The sequence below is a fragment of the Streptomyces sp. NPDC092952 genome (assembly GCF_044754785.1).
Taxonomy (GTDB): Bacteria; Actinomycetota; Actinomycetes; order Streptomycetales; family Streptomycetaceae; genus Streptomyces.
Genome location: NZ_JBIVPT010000003.1, coordinates 422,272 through 442,235, shown reverse-complemented (window position 1 = coordinate 442,235; position 19,964 = coordinate 422,272). Strand labels below are relative to the sequence as shown.

Annotated in this window: 12 protein-coding genes and 3 pseudogenes; 9 read left to right on the top strand and 6 right to left on the bottom strand. The window is 70.5% G+C overall.

The genetic code is table 11. The features are described 5' to 3' along the window. Window positions 1-12 precede the first annotated feature (12 nt). The gene (locus tag ACIQGQ_RS09780) at window positions 13-468 is read left to right on the top strand and encodes a TerB family tellurite resistance protein (protein ID WP_366288771.1); all 456 of its coding nucleotides are present in this window, start codon (window positions 13-15) and stop codon (window positions 466-468) included. A gap of 195 nt (window positions 469-663) precedes the next feature. On the opposite strand, the gene ACIQGQ_RS09775 is transcribed toward ACIQGQ_RS09780, so the two are convergent. Next, on the bottom strand, window positions 664-1,734 hold the full coding sequence (locus ACIQGQ_RS09775; RefSeq protein WP_402392865.1) for a PucR family transcriptional regulator: 1,071 nt from the start codon (window positions 1,732-1,734) through the stop codon (window positions 664-666). Window positions 1,735-2,018: 284 nt separating this feature from the next. Between ACIQGQ_RS09775 and ACIQGQ_RS09770 the strand changes: the two genes are divergently transcribed. The 5 genes from ACIQGQ_RS09770 (at window position 2,019) to ACIQGQ_RS09750 (ending at window position 12,853) form a co-directional block, all read left to right on the top strand. Further along, the gene (locus ACIQGQ_RS09770) at window positions 2,019-2,675 is read left to right on the top strand and encodes a hypothetical protein (protein ID WP_366288767.1); all 657 of its coding nucleotides are present in this window, start codon (window positions 2,019-2,021) and stop codon (window positions 2,673-2,675) included. 159 nt (window positions 2,676-2,834) lie between these two features. Beyond that, complete coding sequence (locus ACIQGQ_RS09765) at window positions 2,835-4,967, top strand: flotillin family protein (RefSeq protein ID WP_402392863.1); 2,133 nt, start codon at window positions 2,835-2,837, stop codon at window positions 4,965-4,967. Between the two features lie 113 nt (window positions 4,968-5,080). Beyond that, the gene (locus ACIQGQ_RS09760; protein WP_402392861.1) at window positions 5,081-10,030 is read left to right on the top strand and encodes a DNA repair ATPase; all 4,950 of its coding nucleotides are present in this window, start codon (window positions 5,081-5,083) and stop codon (window positions 10,028-10,030) included. A gap of 44 nt (window positions 10,031-10,074) precedes the next feature. Next, a complete protein-coding gene (locus ACIQGQ_RS09755) occupies window positions 10,075-12,108 on the top strand; it encodes an NAD-binding protein (protein WP_402392858.1) in 2,034 nt (677 codons plus the stop codon). A 67-nt stretch (window positions 12,109-12,175) separates the two neighbouring features. Further along, a complete protein-coding gene (locus tag ACIQGQ_RS09750; protein ID WP_402392856.1) occupies window positions 12,176-12,853 on the top strand; it encodes an exonuclease domain-containing protein in 678 nt (225 codons plus the stop codon). 8 nt (window positions 12,854-12,861) lie between these two features. On the opposite strand, the gene trpS is transcribed toward ACIQGQ_RS09750, so the two are convergent. Next, entirely contained in the window at window positions 12,862-13,911 is a 1,050-nt protein-coding gene (gene trpS, locus ACIQGQ_RS09745) for a tryptophan--tRNA ligase (RefSeq protein WP_402392854.1), read from the bottom strand. Window positions 13,912-13,994: 83 nt separating this feature from the next. Between trpS and ACIQGQ_RS09740 the strand changes: the two are divergent. After that, window positions 13,995-14,213, top strand: a pseudogene (locus ACIQGQ_RS09740) (hypothetical protein); the annotation flags it as partial. 287 nt (window positions 14,214-14,500) lie between these two features. Here ACIQGQ_RS09740 and ACIQGQ_RS09735 read toward each other — a convergent pair. From ACIQGQ_RS09735 to ACIQGQ_RS09725, 3 genes and pseudogenes are all read right to left on the bottom strand, one after another. Beyond that, window positions 14,501-14,713: pseudogene (locus tag ACIQGQ_RS09735) on the bottom strand (Fic family protein); the annotation flags it as partial. Between the two features lie 211 nt (window positions 14,714-14,924). Next, window positions 14,925-15,335 (bottom strand): VOC family protein, encoded by a 411-nt coding sequence (locus ACIQGQ_RS09730; protein WP_402392851.1) that lies wholly within the window; start codon window positions 15,333-15,335, stop codon window positions 14,925-14,927. A gap of 266 nt (window positions 15,336-15,601) precedes the next feature. Further along, window positions 15,602-15,739: a DUF6126 family protein gene (locus ACIQGQ_RS09725; RefSeq protein ID WP_366288753.1), complete on the bottom strand. Its 138-nt coding sequence runs from the start codon at window positions 15,737-15,739 to the stop codon at window positions 15,602-15,604. A gap of 166 nt (window positions 15,740-15,905) precedes the next feature. On the opposite strand from ACIQGQ_RS09725, the pseudogene ACIQGQ_RS09720 reads away from it, so the two are divergent. Further along, window positions 15,906-16,541 (top strand): annotated as a pseudogene (locus ACIQGQ_RS09720) (LLM class flavin-dependent oxidoreductase); the annotation flags it as partial. A 29-nt stretch (window positions 16,542-16,570) separates the two neighbouring features. Next, window positions 16,571-18,112, top strand: coding sequence for a recombinase family protein (locus ACIQGQ_RS09715; protein ID WP_402392848.1), 1,542 nt, complete (start codon window positions 16,571-16,573; stop codon window positions 18,110-18,112). 421 nt (window positions 18,113-18,533) lie between these two features. Here the strand turns inward: ACIQGQ_RS09715 and ACIQGQ_RS09710 are convergent, their stop codons facing one another. Next, complete coding sequence (locus ACIQGQ_RS09710; RefSeq protein WP_402392845.1) at window positions 18,534-19,955, bottom strand: replication initiator; 1,422 nt, start codon at window positions 19,953-19,955, stop codon at window positions 18,534-18,536. Between the last annotated feature and the right edge of the window lie 9 nt (window positions 19,956-19,964).

Below are 19,964 nucleotides of genomic sequence, written 5' to 3'. Positions count from 1 at the left end.
TATGGAGACGACATGGCACTGTGGGACCGGATCAAGGAATCCGCTTCGTCGATGCAGTCGCAGCTGGAAGCGAAGAAGAACGACCTGAAGAGCGGGGCGTTCCGTGACGCGAGCATGGCCATGTGCGCCCTTGTCGCCGCGGCCGACGGTTCCGTCGACCCCTCCGAGCGCCAGCGCGTCGCCTCCCTGATCGCGAGCAACGAGGTCCTGCAGAACTTCCCGGCCGACGACCTCCAGCGCCGCTTCAACGAGTACGTCAACAAGCTCACCGCCGACTTCGCCTTCGGCAAGGTCAGCATCCTCCAGGAGATCGGCAAGGCGAAGAAGAAGCCGGCCGAGGCCCGCGCCGTCATCCAGATCGGCATCGTCATCGGCGGCGCCGACGGCGACTTCGACAAGACGGAGCAGGCCGTCGTGCGCGAGGCGTGCTTCGCGCTGGACCTCCCGCCGCACGAGTTCGACCTGTAGTCCCTCGGACTGCTCCCTCATCCTCCGTCCGCCGGAGCGGCCCGTCGCCGCTCCGGCCCCGGATCGCCGGACACAGCACGGCCGACTGACCATCGGCGGTGCCCGGCAGGCCGGGGACGTGCGACTCCCCCCTGCGCGTCCCCGGCCATTTCTCGTTCCGCCTCCCGTTCCGCCTCCCGTTCCGCCGGGGTGCGGTCAGAGCTCGTTGGCCGGCCAGTCCAGCAGCCGGGCGCCGATGACCGCCGTCTGCAGGGTGTAGCGGTGCATCGGGTCGGCCGGGTCGGAGCCGGTCAACTGGTGGATGCGCTCCAGCCGGTACGTCAGCGCCCGCACGCTCAGCGAGAGCCGGCGGGCCGTCTCGGCGGCCACGCAGCCCGCCTCGAAGTAGACGTTGAGCGTCCTCAGCAGCGGTTCGGCACCGCCCCGGGCCTGCTGGAGCGGGCCCAGCTCGCTGCGGACCAGGTCCGCCATCGCCTGCCGGTCACGGGTCAGCACGGGGTAGACCAGCAGGTCCGCCGCGTAGAGCACCGGGTCTTCCAGGTCCATCCGCTCCGCGAGGTCCAGCGCCTCCAGCGCCTCGTCGTAGGAGTGGACCACCCCGCCGGGGCCGTGGTGCGGGCGGCCCACCGCGACCCGGCCGCCGTCGGTCGCCGCGTGGGACTGCTTGGCGAAGAACCGCAGCACGTCGGGCTGGCTGCCCGGCGCGATGCAGACCAGCCGCCCGTCCTTCGTCGTCAGCAGGATCTTGCGGCCGCTGAAGCGCGTGAGCATCGCCGTCTCGACCGTGCGCGGCACCGAGTCGGTCTCCGTGTACGCCTCCGGGCCGGTCGCCACCGCGACGGCATGGGCGCGCGAGAGCCGCAGCCCGAACCGGGTGGCCCGCTCGGCGAGCCGCCCCAGGTCGCTCCGCCCGTACAGCAGGTCGTCGATGAACTCGCGGCGGGCCGCCTCCTCGCGGCGCACCGTCATCCGCTGGGCCCGCTCGAACCCCTCCGCGAAGGCGTCCACCGCCTGCTCGACCGCCGCCAGCACCGACTCCGTGGACGCGGCGTCCGCCCCGGGACCGAGCGGCCAGACGGTGCGCGTCTCCGCCAGATGACGGGAGACCAGGGCGCGGAGCTGGAAGCCGTCCTCGGCCGCGCCTTTGCCCAGCAGCCGGCGGTCCTCCAGCTCGTCCCGCGTCAGCCGGCGGCCGGTGACCGCCACCTCGGCCAGGATGCGGGCATAGTCACCCAGAACTCCATCAGGGATCTCCGGCTCCGGCACGCACTCTCCTCCAACCCTGACGGGGTATTGACACACTTGTGACGTGGTGATGACACACCTGTCCAACGCATATTCGCCGGTGCCGGTGCCCGGCATCAAGACGGGGTGAAGATTGCCGGGTTCCGGCAGTGTTTCTCTTCTGCCGCCATGACACGATGCCGTCAGCACCAACCGGGGGAAACACGGGGGAAACGGGGGGAGACCCGGCTGCTGCGGCGTCGATTCAGGCCGCGCCGCAGCATCCGGGCCTCATACCGCCCCCAGCCAGTCAAGGGGGTGGAGAGATGCGAGAGTTCCTGAACGCGGCAACTTCCTTTCCTGCCGTACTGTTCGGCGCCGCACTCGCCGTCGTCGTCTTCTTCTGGCTCCTGGTCCTGATCGGCGCGGCCGACCACCATTCCTTCGACGGCGACCTCGACACCGACCTGGCCGGGGCCGGCGGGGTGCCGGTCACCGTCTCGGTCTCCGTGATCACGGTCGTCGGCTGGTTCGCCGCGCTCAGCGGCACCGTCCTGCTGCACCGCTCCACCGTCTCGGGCCTCACCCGGGCCGGACTGGCCGGCGGGGTGCTCGTCGGGGCGCTGCTGATCGGGCTGATCGTCCTGCGGGTGCTGGTGCGCCTCTTCCGCCGCCGCTTCCCGGACGAGCCCCCGCCGTCGCGCCAGGACTTCCTGGGCCGGGTCTGCACCGTACGCACCGGCACGGTCAGTGCCGACTTCGGGCAGGCCGAGGTCACCGCGGACGACGGCTCCACCGCGATCGTCCAGGTCAGGCTGCTCGCTCCGGCGGACCCCGCCGCCCTCGCCTCGGGCAGCGCCGGACTGCTGTACGCGTACGACGAGGCCGGCGAGTTCTTCTGGATCTCGCCCTACGACAAGGCCCTGGACCCGGGCCCGCCGTCACCGGCCCGACCACGCGGGGCGAAGCGCCGCACCGGCTGACCGTCCGCGCCACCGCGCGCACCGGACCGGGCCGGGCCGACGACGCTCGCCGCACCGTCACCGCCGTCACCGCCGCACGGGCAGCAGGCCGCTGCCGTCGCCGCCGGGGGCCGTCGCGCCCCTCACCACTTTCTTCTTCACCAGCCGTCAAGGACTGTCATGGATGCCATCACCCTGGGCTTCGGTGTGCTCGTCGCCGTCGTCCTCCTCATCGCCGTAGCGCTGCTGCTCGTCATCACCCGGCTCTTCCGCAAGGTCGAACAGGGCAAGGCGCTGATCATCTCCAAGACCAAGAAGGTCGACGTCACCTTCACCGGTGCCATCGTCCTGCCGGTGCTGCACAAGGCCGAGACCATGGACATCTCGGTGAAGACCATCGAGATCCGGCGCACCGGGCGCGAGGGGCTGATCTGCCAGGACAACATCCGCGCCGACATCCACATCACGTTCTTCGTCCGGGTCAACAAGACCGTCGAGGACGTCATCAAGGTCGCCCAGTCCATCGGTACGGGCCGGGCCAGCAACGAGGCGGCGATCCAGGAGTTCTTCGGCGCGAAGTTCGCCGAGGCGCTCAAGACGGTCGGCAAGCAGCTCGACTTCGTCGACCTCTACACCAAGCGCGAGGAGTTCCGGGACCGGATCATCCGGGTCATCGGCACCGACCTGAACGGCTACCACCTCGACGACGCGGCGATCGACTTCCTGGAGCAGACGCCGCTGACGCAGCTCGACGGCGCCAACATCCTGGACGCCCAGGGCATCCGCAAGATCACCGAGCTGACCGCGATCGAGCACGTCCGCACCAACGAGTTCCAGCGCACCGAGCAGAAGGAGATCACCCGGCAGGACGTCGACGCCCGGGAGACCATCCTGGAGCTGGAGCGCCGGCAGGCCGAGGCCGAGATCAAGCAGCGCCGCGAGGTCGAGACGCTGCGGGCCCGTGAGGAGGCCGCCACCGCCAAGGTCCAGGAGGAGGAGCGGCTCGGCGCCCAGGCCGCGTTCATCCGCACCGAGGAGCAGCTCGGCATCCAGCGGGAGAACCAGGCCCGGGAGATCGCCGTCGCGCAGAAGAACCGCGAGCGGGTCATCGCCGTGGAGAACGAGCGGATCGAGAAGGACCGGCTGATCGAGGTCATCGGGCGCGAGCGCCAGACCGAGCTGGACCGGATCGCCGCGACCAAGGAGGTCGAGGCCGAGCGCCGCGAGGTCGCCGACGTGATCCGGGAGCGGATCGCGGTCGACCGCACGGTCGCCGAGCAGGAGGAGTCCATCAAGACGCTGCGGGCCGTCGAGGAGTCCGAGCGCACCCGCCGCTCGGTCATCATCGCCGCCGAGGCGGAGGCCCAGGAGAAGCTGGTCAAGGACATCAAGGCGGCCGAGGCCGCCGAGGCCGCCGCCACCCACCTGGCCGCCGAGCAGCTGACGCTCGCCGAGGCCCGGCTGAAGACCGCGGACCTGGACGCGCAGGCCAAGCTGCGCCTCGCCGAGGGCATCCAGGCCGAGTCCGCCGCCCCCGGTCTCGCCGAGGTGCAGGTGCGCGACGCGCAGGCCGACGTCATCGAGAAGCAGGGTCTCGCCGAGGCCGAGGCCACGTCCGCGCGGCTCAAGGCCGAGGCGGAGGGCGCCCGGCTCAAGGCGCTCGCCACGGCCGAGGGCACCCAGGCGCAGGCCACCGCCGACGCGGCGATGATCGGCGAGAAGCTGAAGGCCGAGGCGGCCGGGCTCACCGAGAAGGCGGCCGCGATGGCGGCGCTGGACGACGCCTCGCGCGGTCACGAGGAGTACCGGCTGCGGCTCGCCGCGGAGAAGGAGATCCGGCTGGCCGGGCTCGACGTGCAGCGGCAGGTCGCCGAGGCGCAGGCGACGGTGCTGGCCACCGGCCTGGAGAACGCCGACATCGACATCGTCGGCGGGGAGTCGGTCTTCTTCGACCGGCTGGTCTCCGCGGTCTCGATGGGCAAGAGCTTCGACGGGTTCGTGGCGAACTCGGACACCGCGAAGGCCCTCGCCGGGCCGTGGCTGGACGGCTCCTCGTCGTTCACCGAGGACCTGACCCGGATGCTCGGTTCGGTCTCCACCGGCGACGTGCGCAACCTGACGGTCTCCGCGCTGCTGATGCGGATGATGAAGGCGCCGGGAGCCGGGGTCAGCGCCGGGCAGGTCGAGCAGCTGCTGACCGCCGCCCGGGAAGCCGGCCTCGCCGACCTGCCGGTCTCCGCTCTCACCGGCGCCCCGGCCGCCGCCCCGGTCCCCGTCCCCGCGGCGCGGAACGGATCGGCCCCGGCCGTCTGATCCGCGGGTGCCGGGCCCGTCCACCGCCGGACGGGCCCGGTACCGGGACGCGACACACCGCCCCCCATGTGCCGGTCGGTCTCACCGCACACCTCGCAGAAAGAGCCGTACGTATGGACACCGACACCACGACCGCAGCGCCCACCGGCGGCCCCGTGGACGCGGGCACGTACGACGTACTGCGCCGCCGGCTCGGCGACCGGGCCGCCGAACTGGCCCGCCGTGCCGAGAAGCTGAACGCCCGCCGCACCGAGGAGTTCGGCTCCACCGAGCTGCGCCTCACCGGCACCGAGCAGCTCCGCACCGCCCACCCCGCCGTCGCCCGCGACCTGGTGGCGGCCGGCGGGCGGCTGCTGTTCGGCTTCGAACGCGGACCGGGGGCGGCCGACCCGGCCGAGGTGGCCGAGGTCTTCGCCCGGTACGGGGCGGAGCTGGACGCGCCCGACACCGAAGGACTCCTCGCCGACGGCGACTTCGTCCGCGAGTTCGCCTCCCTGCACCGCTACTACCGCGACGCGCGGCTGCTGCGGCTGCGCCGGGTCGAGGGCAGGCTGCTCGCCGTCTTCCGCACCGGGGAGAACGCGGACGGCGTGCGGGTGCTGCGCTGGGCGCTCGGCCCGGACGGCGCGCCGGGGGCCTTCCTCGACGCGCGCGGCGACCGCGACCACGTCTTCCCGCCCTCGCACGACTTCACCTGGACCGCCGCCGGCCGCGAGGCCCACGTCCTGGGCCGCCACCCGCACATCGCGGTCGGCGGCGACACCCCAGACGACGCCCCGCTCTTCGTCGACACCCTCGGCGGCCACCTCACCGTCAAGACGGTCAACGACACCGACACCGCCGAGGGCATCTACCGCGAGCCGGTCGCCGAACCCCTCCAGTCGCTCGCCGACGCCGAGGTCGAGCACGCCACGATCGGCCCGCTGGTCCTGCTCCGGGTCCGCCCGTACAACGAGGACGCCTGGCGGTACCTGGTCTTCAACTCGCTGCTCTCCACCGTGCGGCGGCTGGACGGCATCGGACCGGCCTGCCACCGCCTCCCCGAGGACCAGGGGATCATCTTCCCCGGCGGCTACTACCTCACCACCGGCACCGCCAAGACCTTCGACATCGCCGAGCCGCTCACCGACCCGGTCTTCGAGGGCGCCGTGCGCTCCCCGAACGGCGAGGACGTCCTCTACGTCTTCCGCTCCCCCGACGACGGCCGCGCCCTGCTCCTGCCGTACAACCTGATCCGGCAGGAGGTCGCCACCCCGCTCCAGGGCCGGGGCCACGCCCTGCTCGACGACGGCACCCTCGTCCTGCTGCGCACCGGCGACGAACCGGCCCGGGTCCACCCCGTGCAGCGCTGGCGCACCCCGTACGTCTCCGACACGTACGCGGCCTCCCGCCCCGCCGGGACCGGCCCGCTCGCCCGGGTCGGCAACGCCGATCTGGTGCGCGGCATCTCCGACTGCCTGGCGCTGGCCCACAGCGCCGCCGAGACGACGCCGACCGCCGCCGTGTACGCGCGACTGGTCGCCGACTGCACCCGCGCCACCGACCGCTACCACTGGCTCACCGACCCCGAACTCGACTCCCTGGCAGAGCCGTTGGCCGAACTGAAGGCCACCGCCGAGCAGGTCGTCGTCGAGTTCGAGACGGTACGGGAGCTGACCCGGCAGGCCGCCGAGGCGCTCGACACCGCCGCCGACGACCTCACCGCCCTGGTCCGCCGCGTCCGCGGCGAGGCCCCCCGCTCGGCCGCCGCCTGGGTGGAGCAGCTCACCGCGCTGCGCCGCGCCCACGGCCGTCTCTCCACCCTCGCCGAGATGCGGTACGCCGACACCGACCGCATCGCCGAACTGTCCGCCCAGGCCGCCGCCGACCTCGAATCGGCCGCCCAGCGCGCCGTCGCCTTCCTCGGCCGGGACGACGCCTTCGCCTCCTACCACCAGGACGTCGAGCGGCTCACCGCCGAGGCGTCCGACCTGGCCACCGTCGCCGACGCGGCGGAGCTCGGCGAGCGGCTGGGCTCGATGACGGACGGGCTGAGCACCGTCACGGACGTCGTCGCCGGGCTCGACATCGGCGACACCACCGTCCGCACCGGCATCCTGGAGCGGATCGCGGAGGTCCTCGGCGGGGTCAACCGGGCCCGCGCCACCCTCGACGCGCGCCGCCGCGAACTCCTCGACCACGAGGGCCGGGCCGAGTTCGCCGCCGAGTTCGCGCTGCTCGGGCAGGCCGTCACCGGGGCGATCGCCGCCGCCGACACCCCGGACGCCTGCGACGAGCAGCTGTCCCGGCTGCTGCTCCAGCTGGAGAACCTGGAGTCGCGGTTCGCCGAGTTCGACGACTTCCTCGCCGAGTTGGCCGGGCGCCGCACCGAGGTGTACGAGGCGTTCTCGGCGCGCAAGCAGACCCTCCAGGACGCCCGCGCCCGGCGCGCCGAGCGGCTGGCCCAGTCGGCGGCCCGGGTCCTGGAGACCGTCTCCCGGCGGCTGGCCGCGCTGGACGACACCGACGCGATCCACACCTACTTCGCCTCCGACCCGATGGTCGCCAAGGTCCGCCGCACCGCCGACGAGCTGCGCGGACTGGGCGACCCGGTGCGGGCCGAGGAGCTGGACGGCCGGCTGGTCGCCGCCCGCCAGGAGGCGGGCCGGGCGCTGCGCGACCGGGGCGAGCTGTACGCGGACGGCGGGGCCACGATCCGGCTGGGCCGGCACCGGTTCGCGGTGAACACCCAGCCCTTCGACCTGACGCTCGTCCCGCACGGGGACCGGCTCGCCTTCGCGCTCACCGGCACCGACTACCGGTCCCCGGTCACCGACCCGGAGTTCGAGGCGACCCGCCCGTACTGGGAGCAGACCCTGCCCTCGGAGTCCCCCCGGGTCTACCGGGGCGAGCACCTGGCGGCCCGGCTGCTCGACGAGCACGGCGCGCACACCCTGGCCGCCCTGGACCCGGCCGGGCTCGCCGCCCTCGTCCGGGAGGCGGCGGCCGCCGCGTACGACGAGGGGTACCAGCGGGGCGTCCACGACGAGGACGCCACCGCGATCCTCACCGCCCTGCTGCGGCTGCACTCCGGGGCCGGGCTGCTGCGCTGCCCGCCCACCGTGCGGGCGGCGGCCCAGCTCTTCTGGGCGTACGGGACCGACGAGGCGCGCCGCGTCTCGTGGACCCGGCGGGCCCGCTCGCTGGCCCGCGCCCGGGAGACCTTCGGGCTCGACACGGCGGTGGACGCGCTGCGGGAGGAGTGGGCGGCGGAGATCGGCGCCGCGGACGCGACCGTGCCGGACGCGGATCCGGCGGCCGTCGCCGGGTACCTCTTCGAGGAGCTGACCGGCGGCCCGGAGGGCTTCGTCACCAGCGCCCCCGTCCGCACCTTCCTCGACAAGTTCCGCCGTACCACCGGCACACCGGCCTACGACGACGACCTCGCCGCGCTCGGCGACGACCTGCCGGCCCGCCGCCAGCTCGTGGAGGGCTGGCTCGGCGCGTACGCCGCCGCGAGCGGTGCCGGGCTCGACGCGGGCGACCTCGCGGAGGCCGTCGCCGTGGAGCTGTGCCCGGCCGGGGTCCTCGACCGCTACGACCACGACGCCCCGCTGACCGCCCGGGTCGACGGCCTGCTCGGCACCCACCCCCGGATCGAACGCTCCGCCCTGACCGTCCGGATCGACGAACTCCTCGCCCGTACCGCCGAGTTCCGCGCCGTGACCGTCCCCGGCTTCCGCGCCTACCAGCGCCGCCGCACCGCCCTGGTCGACGCCGAGCGGGCCCGGCTGCGGCTGGACGACCACCGGCCGCGCGTCATGTCGGCGTTCGTCCGCAACCGGCTGCTCGACGAGGTGTACCTGCCACTGATCGGCGACAGCCTGGCCAAGCAGCTCGGCACCGCCGACGCCGACCGGCGCACCGACTCCCAGGGCCTGCTCCTGCTGGTGTCGCCGCCCGGCTACGGCAAGACGACGCTGATGGAGTACGTCGCCGACCGGCTCGGCCTGGTCCTCGTCAAGGTCAGCGGCCCCAACCTGGGCCACGACGTGACCTCGCTCGACCCGGCCCAGGCCCGCACCGCGACCGCCCGCCAGGAGATCGAGAAGATCAACTTCGCGCTGGAGTCCGGCAACAACACGCTCCTCTACCTCGACGACATCCAGCACACCTCGCCGGAGCTGCTCCAGAAGTTCATCCCGCTCTGCGACGCCACCCGCCGCATCGAGGGCGTCCGGGACGGCGAACCGCGCAGCCACGACCTGCGGGGCAAGCGGTTCGCGGTGTGCATGGCGGGCAACCCGTACACCGAGTCGGGCGAGCGGTTCCGCATCCCCGACATGCTCGCCAACCGGGCCGACGTCTGGAACCTGGGCGAGGTGCTGACCGGCCGGGAGGACGTCTTCGCGCTGAGCTTCGTGGAGAACGCCCTGACCGCCAACCCGGCACTGGCCCCGCTCGCCGGGCGCTCCCGCGAGGACCTCGCCCTGTTCGTACGGATCGCCTCCGGCGACCCCTCGGCGCGCCCGGACCGGCTGGAGCACCCGTACACACCCGCCGAGACGGACCGGATCACGGCGGTGCTGCGCCATCTGCTGACCGCCCGGGAGACGGTGCTGGCCGTGAACTCCGCGTACATCGCCTCGGCGGCGCAGACCGACCAGACCCGCACCGAGCCGCCGTTCCGGCTCCAGGGCTCGTACCGCGACATGAACAAGATCGCGGAGCGGATAGTGCCGGTGATGAACGAGGAGGAGCTGTCCGCCGTGGTCGGCGACCACTACGCGGGCGAGGCCCAGACGCTGACCAGCGGCGCCGAGTCGAACCTGCTCAAGCTGGCCGCGCTGCGCGGCCTGCTCACCCCGGAACAGTCCGAGCGCTGGTCCGCGATCACCGCCTCCTACGTGCGCACCCAGGCCCTGGGCGGCCCGGACGGCGACCCGATGGCCCGCGCCGTCGCCGCGCTCGGGCTGCTCGCGGACCGGATCGCGGCGGTCGAGACGGCGATCGTCCGGGTCGCCGACCCCCGCCACGCCCTGGCCAACCCGGCGGCCCGCCACGCGGCCCCGCCCCTGGAGTAGCTCCTTTCCACCGGTCAACTCCCCACGGAGCGAAGGAGAAAGGCATGCTGGGACTCGTGCCCTCACTTCCCCCACAGCCCCAACGCTCCCCGTTCAGCGGCCACATGGTCGTCTGCGGCGACGACACGCTGGCCCGGCGGCTCGCCGTAGAGCTGCGTTACGTGTACGGCGAGCGGGTCACCCTCGTCCTGCCGCCCGGCCGCGACGCCCGCCGCCCCGAACTGCCCCTGGCCGGGCGGGGCCTGAGCTCGCTGCTGGGGCGCGTCTCCTCGGCGATGAACCGCAACGGCAACGGCGGCAACGGCGCCCGCCGGGGCGGCGCCGACCCGGACGACACGGACTCGCAGAGCGGCGCGTCCCGGCTCGGCGACGACACCAACGCCGGCGTCGACGCGGTCCGCATCCTGGAGGCCGCCGAGCCGTCCGACGAGGCGTTCGAGGAGGCGGGCGTGGAGACGGCCACCGCGCTGGCCCTGGTCTACGACGACGACGAGCGCAACATCCGGGCCGCGCTGACCGCCCGCCGCATGAACCCGCGGATCCGCCTGGTCATCCGGCTCTACAACCGCAAGCTGGGCCAGCATCTGGAGACCCTGCTCGACCAGGCCGCCGCCGTCACCGCGCCCGGCCTGGACCGGGCCGCCCTGGACGCCTCCACCACCGTGCTCTCCGACGCCGACACCGCCGCCCCCGCCCTCACGGCGACCGTCCTCACCGGCTCCAGCAAGGTCATCCAGGCGGAGGGCCTGCTGCTGCGCGCCGCCGAACGCACCCCGCCCGGCGGCGGCCAGATCGCCGACCCCGGCCTGTGCACCCTCGCCCTCCTCTCCTCCACCACCCACGACCCGGCCGGGGCCGAGGGCTCCGACAGCAGCGGCGACGAAGGGCCCCGGCTGCTGCCCGACGAGCGCCAGGTGGCGGCGGCCACCGGGCGCGGCACGGTCGTCCTGGAGGCGATCAGCCAGGCCGGGGAGAGCGGACCGACGCCCCGGATGGGCGGCCGGGGCGCGCCGCTCAGCCAGGTCTTCTCGCGGCGGCTGCGCTGGTCGGCGCTGGGCGTCGGGCTGGCCGTGCTGGGCCTGGCCGTCGCGTCCATGGTGACCACCCACACCCCGCCGGTGCGCGCGGCGTACTTCACCCTGCTCGACCTGTTCGCGATGGGCGACCCGGCGGACGACGGGAAGGCCCGTCAGATCATCCAGCTGCTGTCCGGTGTGGCCGGGCTGATGCTGCTGCCGCTGCTGGTGGCGGGGGTCCTGGAGGCGTTCGGCTCGCTGCGCACCGCGTCCTCGCTGCGCCGCCCGCCGCGCGGGCTCTCCGGCCATGTGGTGCTGCTCGGGCTCGGCAAGATCGGCACCCGGGTGCTGGTCCGGCTGCGCGAACTGGGCGTCCCGGTGGTGTGCGTGGAGAACGACCCGGACGCGCGCGGCATCCCGGTGGCCCGGCGGCTGCACGTACCGGTGGTCGTCGGGGACGTCACGCAGGAGGGCGTCCTGGAAGCGGCGAAGATCCAGCGCGCCCGGGCCCTGCTCGCGCTGACCAGCGTCGACATCACCAATCTGGAGGCGACGCTCTACGCCCGCTCGGTCAAGCAGGACCTGCGGGTGGCGCTGCGGCTGTACGACGACGAGTTCGCCACCGCCGTCTACCGCACCCTGCGCACCGCCCACCCGCACGCCGTGACCCGGTCCCGTTCCGTCTCGCACCTGGCCGCGCCGTCCTTCGCGGTCGCCATGATGGGGCGCCAGATCCTGGGCGCGATCCCGGTCGAGCGGAAGGTGATGCTGTTCGCGGCGATCACCGTGGCGGGCCATCCGCAGCTGGAGGGCCGCACGGTGGAGGAGGCGTTCCAGGCGGGTGCCTGGCGGGTCCTCGCCCTGGACGCCAACCCGCCCGGCGACCGCCGCCCGGACCTGTCCTTCCCCACCCCGGCCTCCCCGGGCCAGCCGTCCGGCCTGCTCTGGGACCTGCACCCCGGGTACGTCCTGCGCGCCGAGGACCGGGTGGTGATCGCCGCGACCCGCCGGGGCCTGGCCGAACTCCTGCGCCGCAGCCGGAGCGCGGCCCCGAGGCGGTGACCAAGGGCGCGTCCGGCCCCCGGAATCCCGGATGCCGGACGCACCGCCCGCCGCCTACCCTGCGGCCATGGACACGACCCCCGAACTCCTCAACGTGATCGACATCGAGGCGACCTGCTGGGACGGCCAGCCGCCGCCCGGCGCGGTCAGCGAGATCATCGAGATCGGGCTCACCGTCGTCGACCTGAGCGCGGCCGCGGAGGCGGAGACCGACCCCGACGACGAGGAACCGCGCACCCGGGGACGGGCCGCCCGGGGCAGGACCGCCCGGGGAAAGGCCCTCCAGGACGGGATCGCCCGGGGAAGGGTCGCCCGCCACCGCATCCTGGTCCGGCCCGCCCGCTCCTCGGTCAGCGCCTTCTGCACCGGGCTGACCGGCCTCACCCAGGCCGAGGTGGACACCGGGGTCTCCTTCGCCGAGGCCTGCCGGCTGCTGGCGGCCGAGCACCGGGCGGGGATCCGCCCCTGGGCCAGCTGGGGCGACTACGACCGCAACCAGTTCGTCCGCCAGTGCCGGGCGACCGGCACCCCGTACCCCTTTGGCCGCCACCACACCAACGCCAAGATCCCGTTCACCGCCGCCCACGGCCTGCGCAAGCGCCCCGGGATGGCCCAGGCCCTGGAGGTGGCGGGCCTCCCGCTGGAGGGCCGCCACCACAGCGGCGCGGACGACGCGTGGAACATCGCGGCGCTCGTCCTGGACACCGCCGCCCGGGGTGCCTGGCCGGCGCCGGACGCCCGCTGACCCGGCCCTCAGACCACCCCGCCCATCGCCCCGCGCACCTCGGCCAGGGTCTCCGAGGCGATCTCCCGGGCCCGCTCGTTCCCGGCCCGGAGCACCGACCGTACGTACCCGAGGTCGCGGGCGTACGCGGCCCGCCGGGCCCGGATCGGCGCCATCCGGGCGTTGACGGCCTCGGTCACGGTCCGCTTGAGCACCGCCGCCCCGCCCCCGCCGATCTCCTCGGCCACCGCGTGCGGGTCCCGGTCCAGGCAGAGGGCGGCCAGCAGGACGAGGGAGGCCACCCCGGGCCGGTTCTCGGGGTCGTAGGTGATGTGCCGCTCGGCGTCGGTCCGGGCACCCTTGATCAGCCGGGCGGTCTCGTCGGCGTCGGCGCGCAGCGCGATGGAGTTGCCGCGGCTCTTGCTCATCTTGGTGCCGTCGGTGCCCAGGAGCAGCGGCGCGGCGGAGAGCAGCGCGTCCGGCTCCGGGAAGACCCGCCCGTACCGCTCGTTGAAGCGGCGGGCGATGGTCCGGGTGACTTCGAGGTGCGGCAGCTGGTCCTGGCCGACCGGCACCAGGTTGCCCTTGCAGAACAGGATGTCGGCGGCCTGGTGCACGGGGTAGGTGAACATCAGCCCGCTGACGGAGGACTGCCGGGAGTGCGCGATCTCGTCCTTGACGGTGGGGTTGCGGTTCAGCTCGGCGACGGAGACCAGGCTCAGGAACGGCAGCATCAGCTGGTTGAGCGTGGGTACGGCGCTGTGGTTGAAGACCGTCGCCCGAGCGGGGTCGATCCCGGCGGCGAGGTAGTCCAGCAGCAGCCCCTCCATGTTCTCGGTGAGCCGGTCGGCGACGTCCCGGTCGGTGAGCACCTGGTAGTCCGCGACGATCACGAAGACGTCCACCCCGGCGTCCTGGAGCCGGACCCGGTTGTGGAGGGTGCCGAAGTAGTGCCCCAGGTGGAGCGGCCCGGTCGGCCGGTCCCCGGTCATCACCCGGAACTCCCCCGGGGCCTGCCGGATGCGTTCCTCCAGCTCGGCGGTGCGCTGCTGCTCGGACGGTACGGTCGCGGTGCTCATGGCGGGGTCTCTCCCTGTGGTCCCGGCCGCGGTCGCGGCGGTGCGGAGGACGGCCCCCATGAGGGCAGCGAAAAGGGCCGTCCGTGGACGAACGGCCCTGTTTCCGTGCGAAGGCGGGGCGGCCGCTCCTAGAAGGAGCGCCACCAGTTCCGGCACGGCGTGAAGGTCATGGCCCGAGCTTAACGCGCCCGAGTTCCGCCGACACGACCTTTCCCGGCCCGCGTCCCGCCCCGTGTTCCCTCACCAGGAAGGACCCGCTCCAGCTCTGGGCCATCGTGGACGGAGCCGCAGTGAGACGTCTCGTGGGTGGACGCCACGTCATGAGGGAGCAGGCTCGGCATCTGCTCCGGTTGATGGGGCTCTGCCGATCTTCGGCACCGCCAGTTGGCCGGCGTTCCTCGCCGCGGTCAGGACCGACAGCCCACCCCGCCCGCACGTCCACTCCGGGGCAGGTTCCCGGAGTGGACGGCCCCGGGACACCACCGATCGAGGAGAATTCGGGGGCGAGCACGCCTCCGCGGGCGATGAGGAGGGTCTGCAACGAGCGGGACATCCGGCCGTTGCCGTCGGACCAGGGGTGGATCTTCACCAGGTTCAGGTGGGCCATGGCGGCGCGGAGCAGGACGTGGCTGTCCAGGTCGCCGCCGTCGAGCCAGTCGACGAACTCGCTCATGAGCCCGGGGACGCGCTCCTGGTCCGGGCCCTCGTAGTCGGTGGCGAGTTCGTCGCCCGGCGCGGTGATGCGGATCGAGGTCCTGCGCCACTGCCCGGCGAGCTTGCGGGGGTGGTGCCCCTGGAGCATCCAGTGCAGAGCGTTGAGAAGTTCCCCTCGATCGTTTTCGACGCCGCGATGGCGCCGGCCGTCAGCGCCTTGCGCAGATCGAGGGTCCACTTCACCGGAACCTGCTGCACCGCGTGGTGCAGCTGCTCCCGCAGGTCGTCGATCTCCTCCAGGATCCGAGGATCGACAGCATCCAGCCGTGGCATCGCGGGGATCGCGCCCCCGCGGAGCTTCAGGAATGGGACCAGCCGCGGCGGCAGAGGACGAGGCGGTAGCCGTCGGGGTCCTCGATGGTGACGCCCCACTCGTTCCAGTACGGGTTCGGGGAGGTGACGCGGGTGCCGCCGTGGGCCAGGAGGCGGCGCACGGTCTCCTCGGGGACCGGGCCGTCGTAGTAGAGGACGAGCAGGTCCTCCTCGGTGGGGCGGGGGTCGACGGGGTGGTCGCCGCCGTGGACGAGTTCGAGGTGCCAGGACGCGTCCGGGTGGCCGACCATGAGCAGGTCGTGCGTGCCCGGCTCCCGGCCCGCCCCGGCCCGGAACAGGACCGTGAGCCCGAGGCCGTCGGACCAGAACCGCTCGGCGGCGGCGAGGTCCCTCGACGGGCGGGCGAGACGGACGTGGGTGGCGGCGGGGAACGGCACGGGGACTCCTCCGGGGGCGCGGTGGTACGCCCTGCCGCGTACCGTCGCCGCAGCGTAGGCGGGCGGCGGGGCGGGCCGTATCGGTCCGGGGGCCGGTCCCGGCGCGGCCCCGGGGCCTACGCCTCCGGGAGGACCGGGAGGGCCGGAGGACCAGGGCTTCCGGAGGGTCCGGGGGGTGTCGTTCCGGGAGGCGTGTCGAGCACGCCCCGGGTGTCACGTTCCGGAGCGGGACCGCCCCGGAGGGTCTCCCCGTGCCGCGCGCGCCGTTACTTCTTGGCGTGCTCGCCGACGTAGAAGAGGATCCAGACGAAGCCCGCGAAGAGGTGCGTGGCGAAGACGTAGACGAAGACGCGCAGCATGACGCCGCGCTCCTTCCAGCGTTCACTCCCGCCCGTCCCGCTCATGGCCCTGCCCTTCGTCACGGCGGCGGTGCCGGGCGGCCCGCTCGCGTCCCGTCCAGGGTACGGCCGCCCCGTCGGCCCCCGTGGAATAGGTCAGGGGGGGCTCTCCGTTGTAGGGTGTGTTCAGATAGTTCAACGTTCAACGAAACTAGGTTTCTGGAGGCGGGCCATGGAGTTCGGCATCTTCACCGTCGGAGACGTCACCACCGACCCGACGACCGGCAGGACCCCGAGCGAGAACGAGCGGATCAAGGCCACGCTCGCCATCGCGCAGAAGGCGGAGGAGGTCGGTCTGGACGTCTTCGCGACCGGCGAGCACCACAACCCGCCGTTCGTCCCGTCCTCGCCGACGACCACGCTCGGCTACATCGCGGCCCGCACCGAGAACCTGATCCTGTCCACGTCCACCACGCTGATCACCACCAACGACCCGGTGAAGATCGCCGAGGACTACGCGACGCTCCAGCACCTCGCGGACGGCCGCGTCGACCTGATGATGGGCCGCGGCAACACCGGACCGGTCTACCCCTGGTTCGGCAAGGACATCCGCCAGGGCATCCCGCTCGCCATCGAGAACTACGCCCTGCTGCACAAGCTGTGGCGGGAGGACGTCGTCGACTGGGAGGGCAAGTTCCGCACGCCGCTCCAGTCCTTCACCGCGACCCCGCGCCCGCTGGACGGCGTCCCGCCGTTCGTCTGGCACGGCTCGATCCGCTCCCCGGAGATCGCCGAGCAGGCCGCGTACTACGGCGACGGCTTCTTCCACAACAACATCTTCTGGCCCATGGAGCACACGGCAAAAATCCCTAGAGAACAGTCTCTAGGAGGGGCACCATGGCGAATGTGGAAACTCCCGCGACAACGCCCTATGACGGTTGTGGTCGCTGCCTAGTAGCGGTACGCCGACTCAGCCGGAAAAACGAAGCCAGCCACAGCCCAGAGAAACAGCGCGATCTAGTAATCAAGGAAGTCACAGAAGCTGGCGCGCATATCATTGCGTGGGCCGATGACTGGGAGGTAAGCGGGGCAACAGACCCTCTGAAACGCCCTCAGCTAGGCCCATGGCTTACTGGCCGCAGGGGGCCGTACGACGGGATCGCAGGCGCGGCCGTCGACCGCATCGGACGCAACGTGCGCGATGTTCTCAATACCGCGTACACCATCCACGAAAAAGGCCAGCTACTCATTACTGCTGACCACGACGGCGTATGGAATCTCGACGACCCGAACGACGAGACCGAACTACTCGTGAAGGCTTTGGGTGCCCAGCTCGAACACCGAGCTAGCCGCAAGAGGTCCGCCGAGTCGAGGGAAAGTTCACGCAACTTGGGCCGAGTGTTCGGCAAACCCTCTTACGGGTACGAGTATTACCGAGCCATACCCAATGGCAAGGTAACCGAGGTCCGCCTACGCGAATTCCCGACTAAGGAAATTCGCAAAGTCGCCCAACGCATACTCCTTGATTCATCGGGCGACATCACCGTTCATTACGAGATGAAGCGGCTTAATCGTGAGGGGATACTCTCCCCTCAGGACGAGCTAGCAGTGATGTACGGAAGAGAGCCGAAAGGCATCCTTTGGAGCGACCACAGCTTGCGGAGAATCCTCACTAGTAAAGCCGCGCTCGGATATCTCCTTTCTCAGGGCGAGCCGATATGCGACGAACATGGAGAACCGATCAAGATTGCACCAGAACTTTGGGATTACTCGACTCATCTTGCGCTAGTCGAGAAGTGCGCACCCGAACCACGTGATACGACCAAGGGCCGCCCGTTCGGTCGAGCCGGGCAAGGAAAGGAACTCTACTCTTCGCGCGGAATCTGCGGACTTTGCTCGCACAGTCTGCGCGCTAGCCACAAGGGCGGGTATCACTGCAATGCTCGACACCGAGGCGTGGCCGACCACTGCAAGCCATCACCCAATATGCGCGCGCATCTATTCGACCAGGAAGCGACAAAGGTATTCCTGGACGAATTCGGAGACTGTCAAGTAATGGAGAGAGTCTACATAGCAGGGACCAATTACGCTGCACGAATAGCAGAAATTCAAGCCTCCCGCGCACGCTTGCGTGAGGATCGAAAGGCGGGAATGTACGAGGACGAGGACGATTACGAGTGGTACAAGGAGGAGTATCGACGGATGGGCGATAAAATCGCTCAGCTTAAAAAGTTGCCCGAGACGCCCTCGGGAATCAAATCAGTCCCCACCGGTAAAACCATAAGGGAGCAATGGGAATCCGGAACTCTCCAGTCACGCCAGGAAATCCTCTCGGAGTTCGGCGTAAAGGTCACCTTGCTCCCCCGAGGCTCAAAACCAAGACTAATCGTAAGTGCGATCAATCCGTATGATTCATTTTCCGCACCAGAAAAGAAATAGGGAAAGAGATAGGGCCCCAAGCGGATCATTCGCTTGGGGCCCTATCTTTTTTCTCACTAAAAGGTCTCAGCCTCAGGAACCACGAGGGAAATAATTCTTCCGTGAAGACTGGAGAACTCACGCCGGACAAGCCTCAGACGAATAAGGCCGTCCGAAGCAACGACATCCGCCTCTTTCCTCAGAACCCCCAGGGTGTAGCTGAATAGGTTTCGCGAACCGGAAATGAACCGCACTGCCCCTAGGCCGCCCCCCAGCGTGAACGTGTCTCCCTGCACCGATCCAGCTAGCACCGAAATCACTGGACCTAGCATCATGGTCGAATTCTCTTCGAAAGAATCAGTCCGCGCATTTTCAGGCACACCAGCGAGAATCCAGCTCTCCTCACCAAGGGTGTGAACTATCGAAAGTTCCGCCCTACTGATCATTCGAGCCCCCAACGCTTGATGCGCCGGTTCTCCTCTAGATCCTCCCGGATTCCACGGGCTATTTCTCCCTCTGCCGGGGTGTATCCGCGTCCAACGTAACGCCACGCGGATACCATCAGAGATCCGAGCACAGTTTTATTCTCACTGGCTCTCGCTTTCACATATTCCACCCTGATAGCCCGGAGTCGGCCGAAGGTAGTTGAGTACGCAGGAGACTTGGTGAGAACGTGTCCGCGATATCCGAGGGTGTGGGCCCATGCTCGGAGGCGTAGAGATGAGAACTCAGCCAGCGCACCAAGTCGCCAACATGCCCCCATAAGCGCGCGGATGTGAGTAGAGGCCGATGCGCAGCGTATTTCTTCGTAGGACCGTATTCGGCTATCCACGCCTCCGGCATCACCGACACTCTTACTTACATACTTGGCCAGATAGGCCGCCACGGTCTCAGCCGACATCGAACCCTCAGCAGCGCCATCCAGGGCACGAACATCGATCTGACGCCCCCAGGTCAGCACCCGGGGCCCCACGGCCAGCGTGTGATTCAGAGGGACGCTAGTAGAGGCCCCTGCCGCCCGTACCGCGCTCTCCAGCAGATCGGGAGTCGCCCAGTCCGGAGGTAGCGACGCGGCGCCGTCAGGCCCGTCAAGGCGCATGATGGCGTGAAAGTGGACAGCGCCACGCCGTTGGTATTCAGCGACCTTCGCGAAGACGAGCTGGACGTGATCGTTAAGCCGGGAACGATTCACACCGATCGCGTCAGCGAGGAACCTACGGATATTGCGAACCGTGCGGTTCCAAAGTTCGCCGGCGTGCGCGTGCCAAAGAACATGTCCGCTGTAGTCGTAGCACTCTTCACACAATGCGCTGCCGACTCTCCTATCATCCTCCGCGTGCCGAACAGGGCACGTCAGGGGGCGCCCGTGCTGGCACTTAATATCCGATGCTCGAACACGGCAAGGAGTAGAACCAGCGCGGTGCACCGCTCCGAATGAAGGGGCGGTCAGAGTGAGGAATACCTGCGGATGGCTACCAACTGATTCAGGAGTCCCCTTTCCTCCCACCATCCCGGCCCGAACGATTTGGTAGGAGTCACCCGAATGAATACGTGAACATGGCTCACATTGAGACCGTCTACGATTTCCGCACCGGACTGCTATTCGACCGCCAGGCTCCAGACTGGTTTCATAATGAGCGACGGAAAATCCCTCAGAATCATAATGCGTTACACGACCCGCCAAATAGATCGGATTCTCACATCCACCCGCCCTTTCGACCTGATTCCGCCATCTTGCAAATTGCGGCTCATTAGCTAGCCGAATAAAGTCGCGATCAATGTCAGAGAGAACACGACGGCACTCCGCCCCGTATTTCAGAGAGGAGTGCCGATCGCGGATGAGTGAAACAATTCCAGGAGTCACGGCGGTGCC

Excerpts from the sequence above, each read along its gene's own strand:
- ACIQGQ_RS09755 (WP_402392858.1), top strand. The coding sequence starts at position 10,075 with ATGCTGGGACTCGTGCCCTCACTTCCCCCACAGCCCCAACGCTCCCCG.
- ACIQGQ_RS09725 (WP_366288753.1), bottom strand. The coding sequence starts at position 15,739 with ATGAGCGGGACGGGCGGGAGTGAACGCTGGAAGGAGCGCGGCGTCATG.
- trpS (WP_402392854.1), bottom strand. The coding sequence starts at position 13,911 with ATGAGCACCGCGACCGTACCGTCCGAGCAGCAGCGCACCGCCGAGCTG.
- ACIQGQ_RS09715 (WP_402392848.1), top strand. The coding sequence starts at position 16,571 with ATGGCGAATGTGGAAACTCCCGCGACAACGCCCTATGACGGTTGTGGT.
- ACIQGQ_RS09760 (WP_402392861.1), top strand. The coding sequence starts at position 5,081 with ATGGACACCGACACCACGACCGCAGCGCCCACCGGCGGCCCCGTGGAC.
- ACIQGQ_RS09765 (WP_402392863.1), top strand. The coding sequence starts at position 2,835 with ATGGATGCCATCACCCTGGGCTTCGGTGTGCTCGTCGCCGTCGTCCTC.
- ACIQGQ_RS09780 (WP_366288771.1), top strand. The coding sequence starts at position 13 with ATGGCACTGTGGGACCGGATCAAGGAATCCGCTTCGTCGATGCAGTCG.
- ACIQGQ_RS09770 (WP_366288767.1), top strand. The coding sequence starts at position 2,019 with ATGCGAGAGTTCCTGAACGCGGCAACTTCCTTTCCTGCCGTACTGTTC.
- ACIQGQ_RS09750 (WP_402392856.1), top strand. The coding sequence starts at position 12,176 with ATGGACACGACCCCCGAACTCCTCAACGTGATCGACATCGAGGCGACC.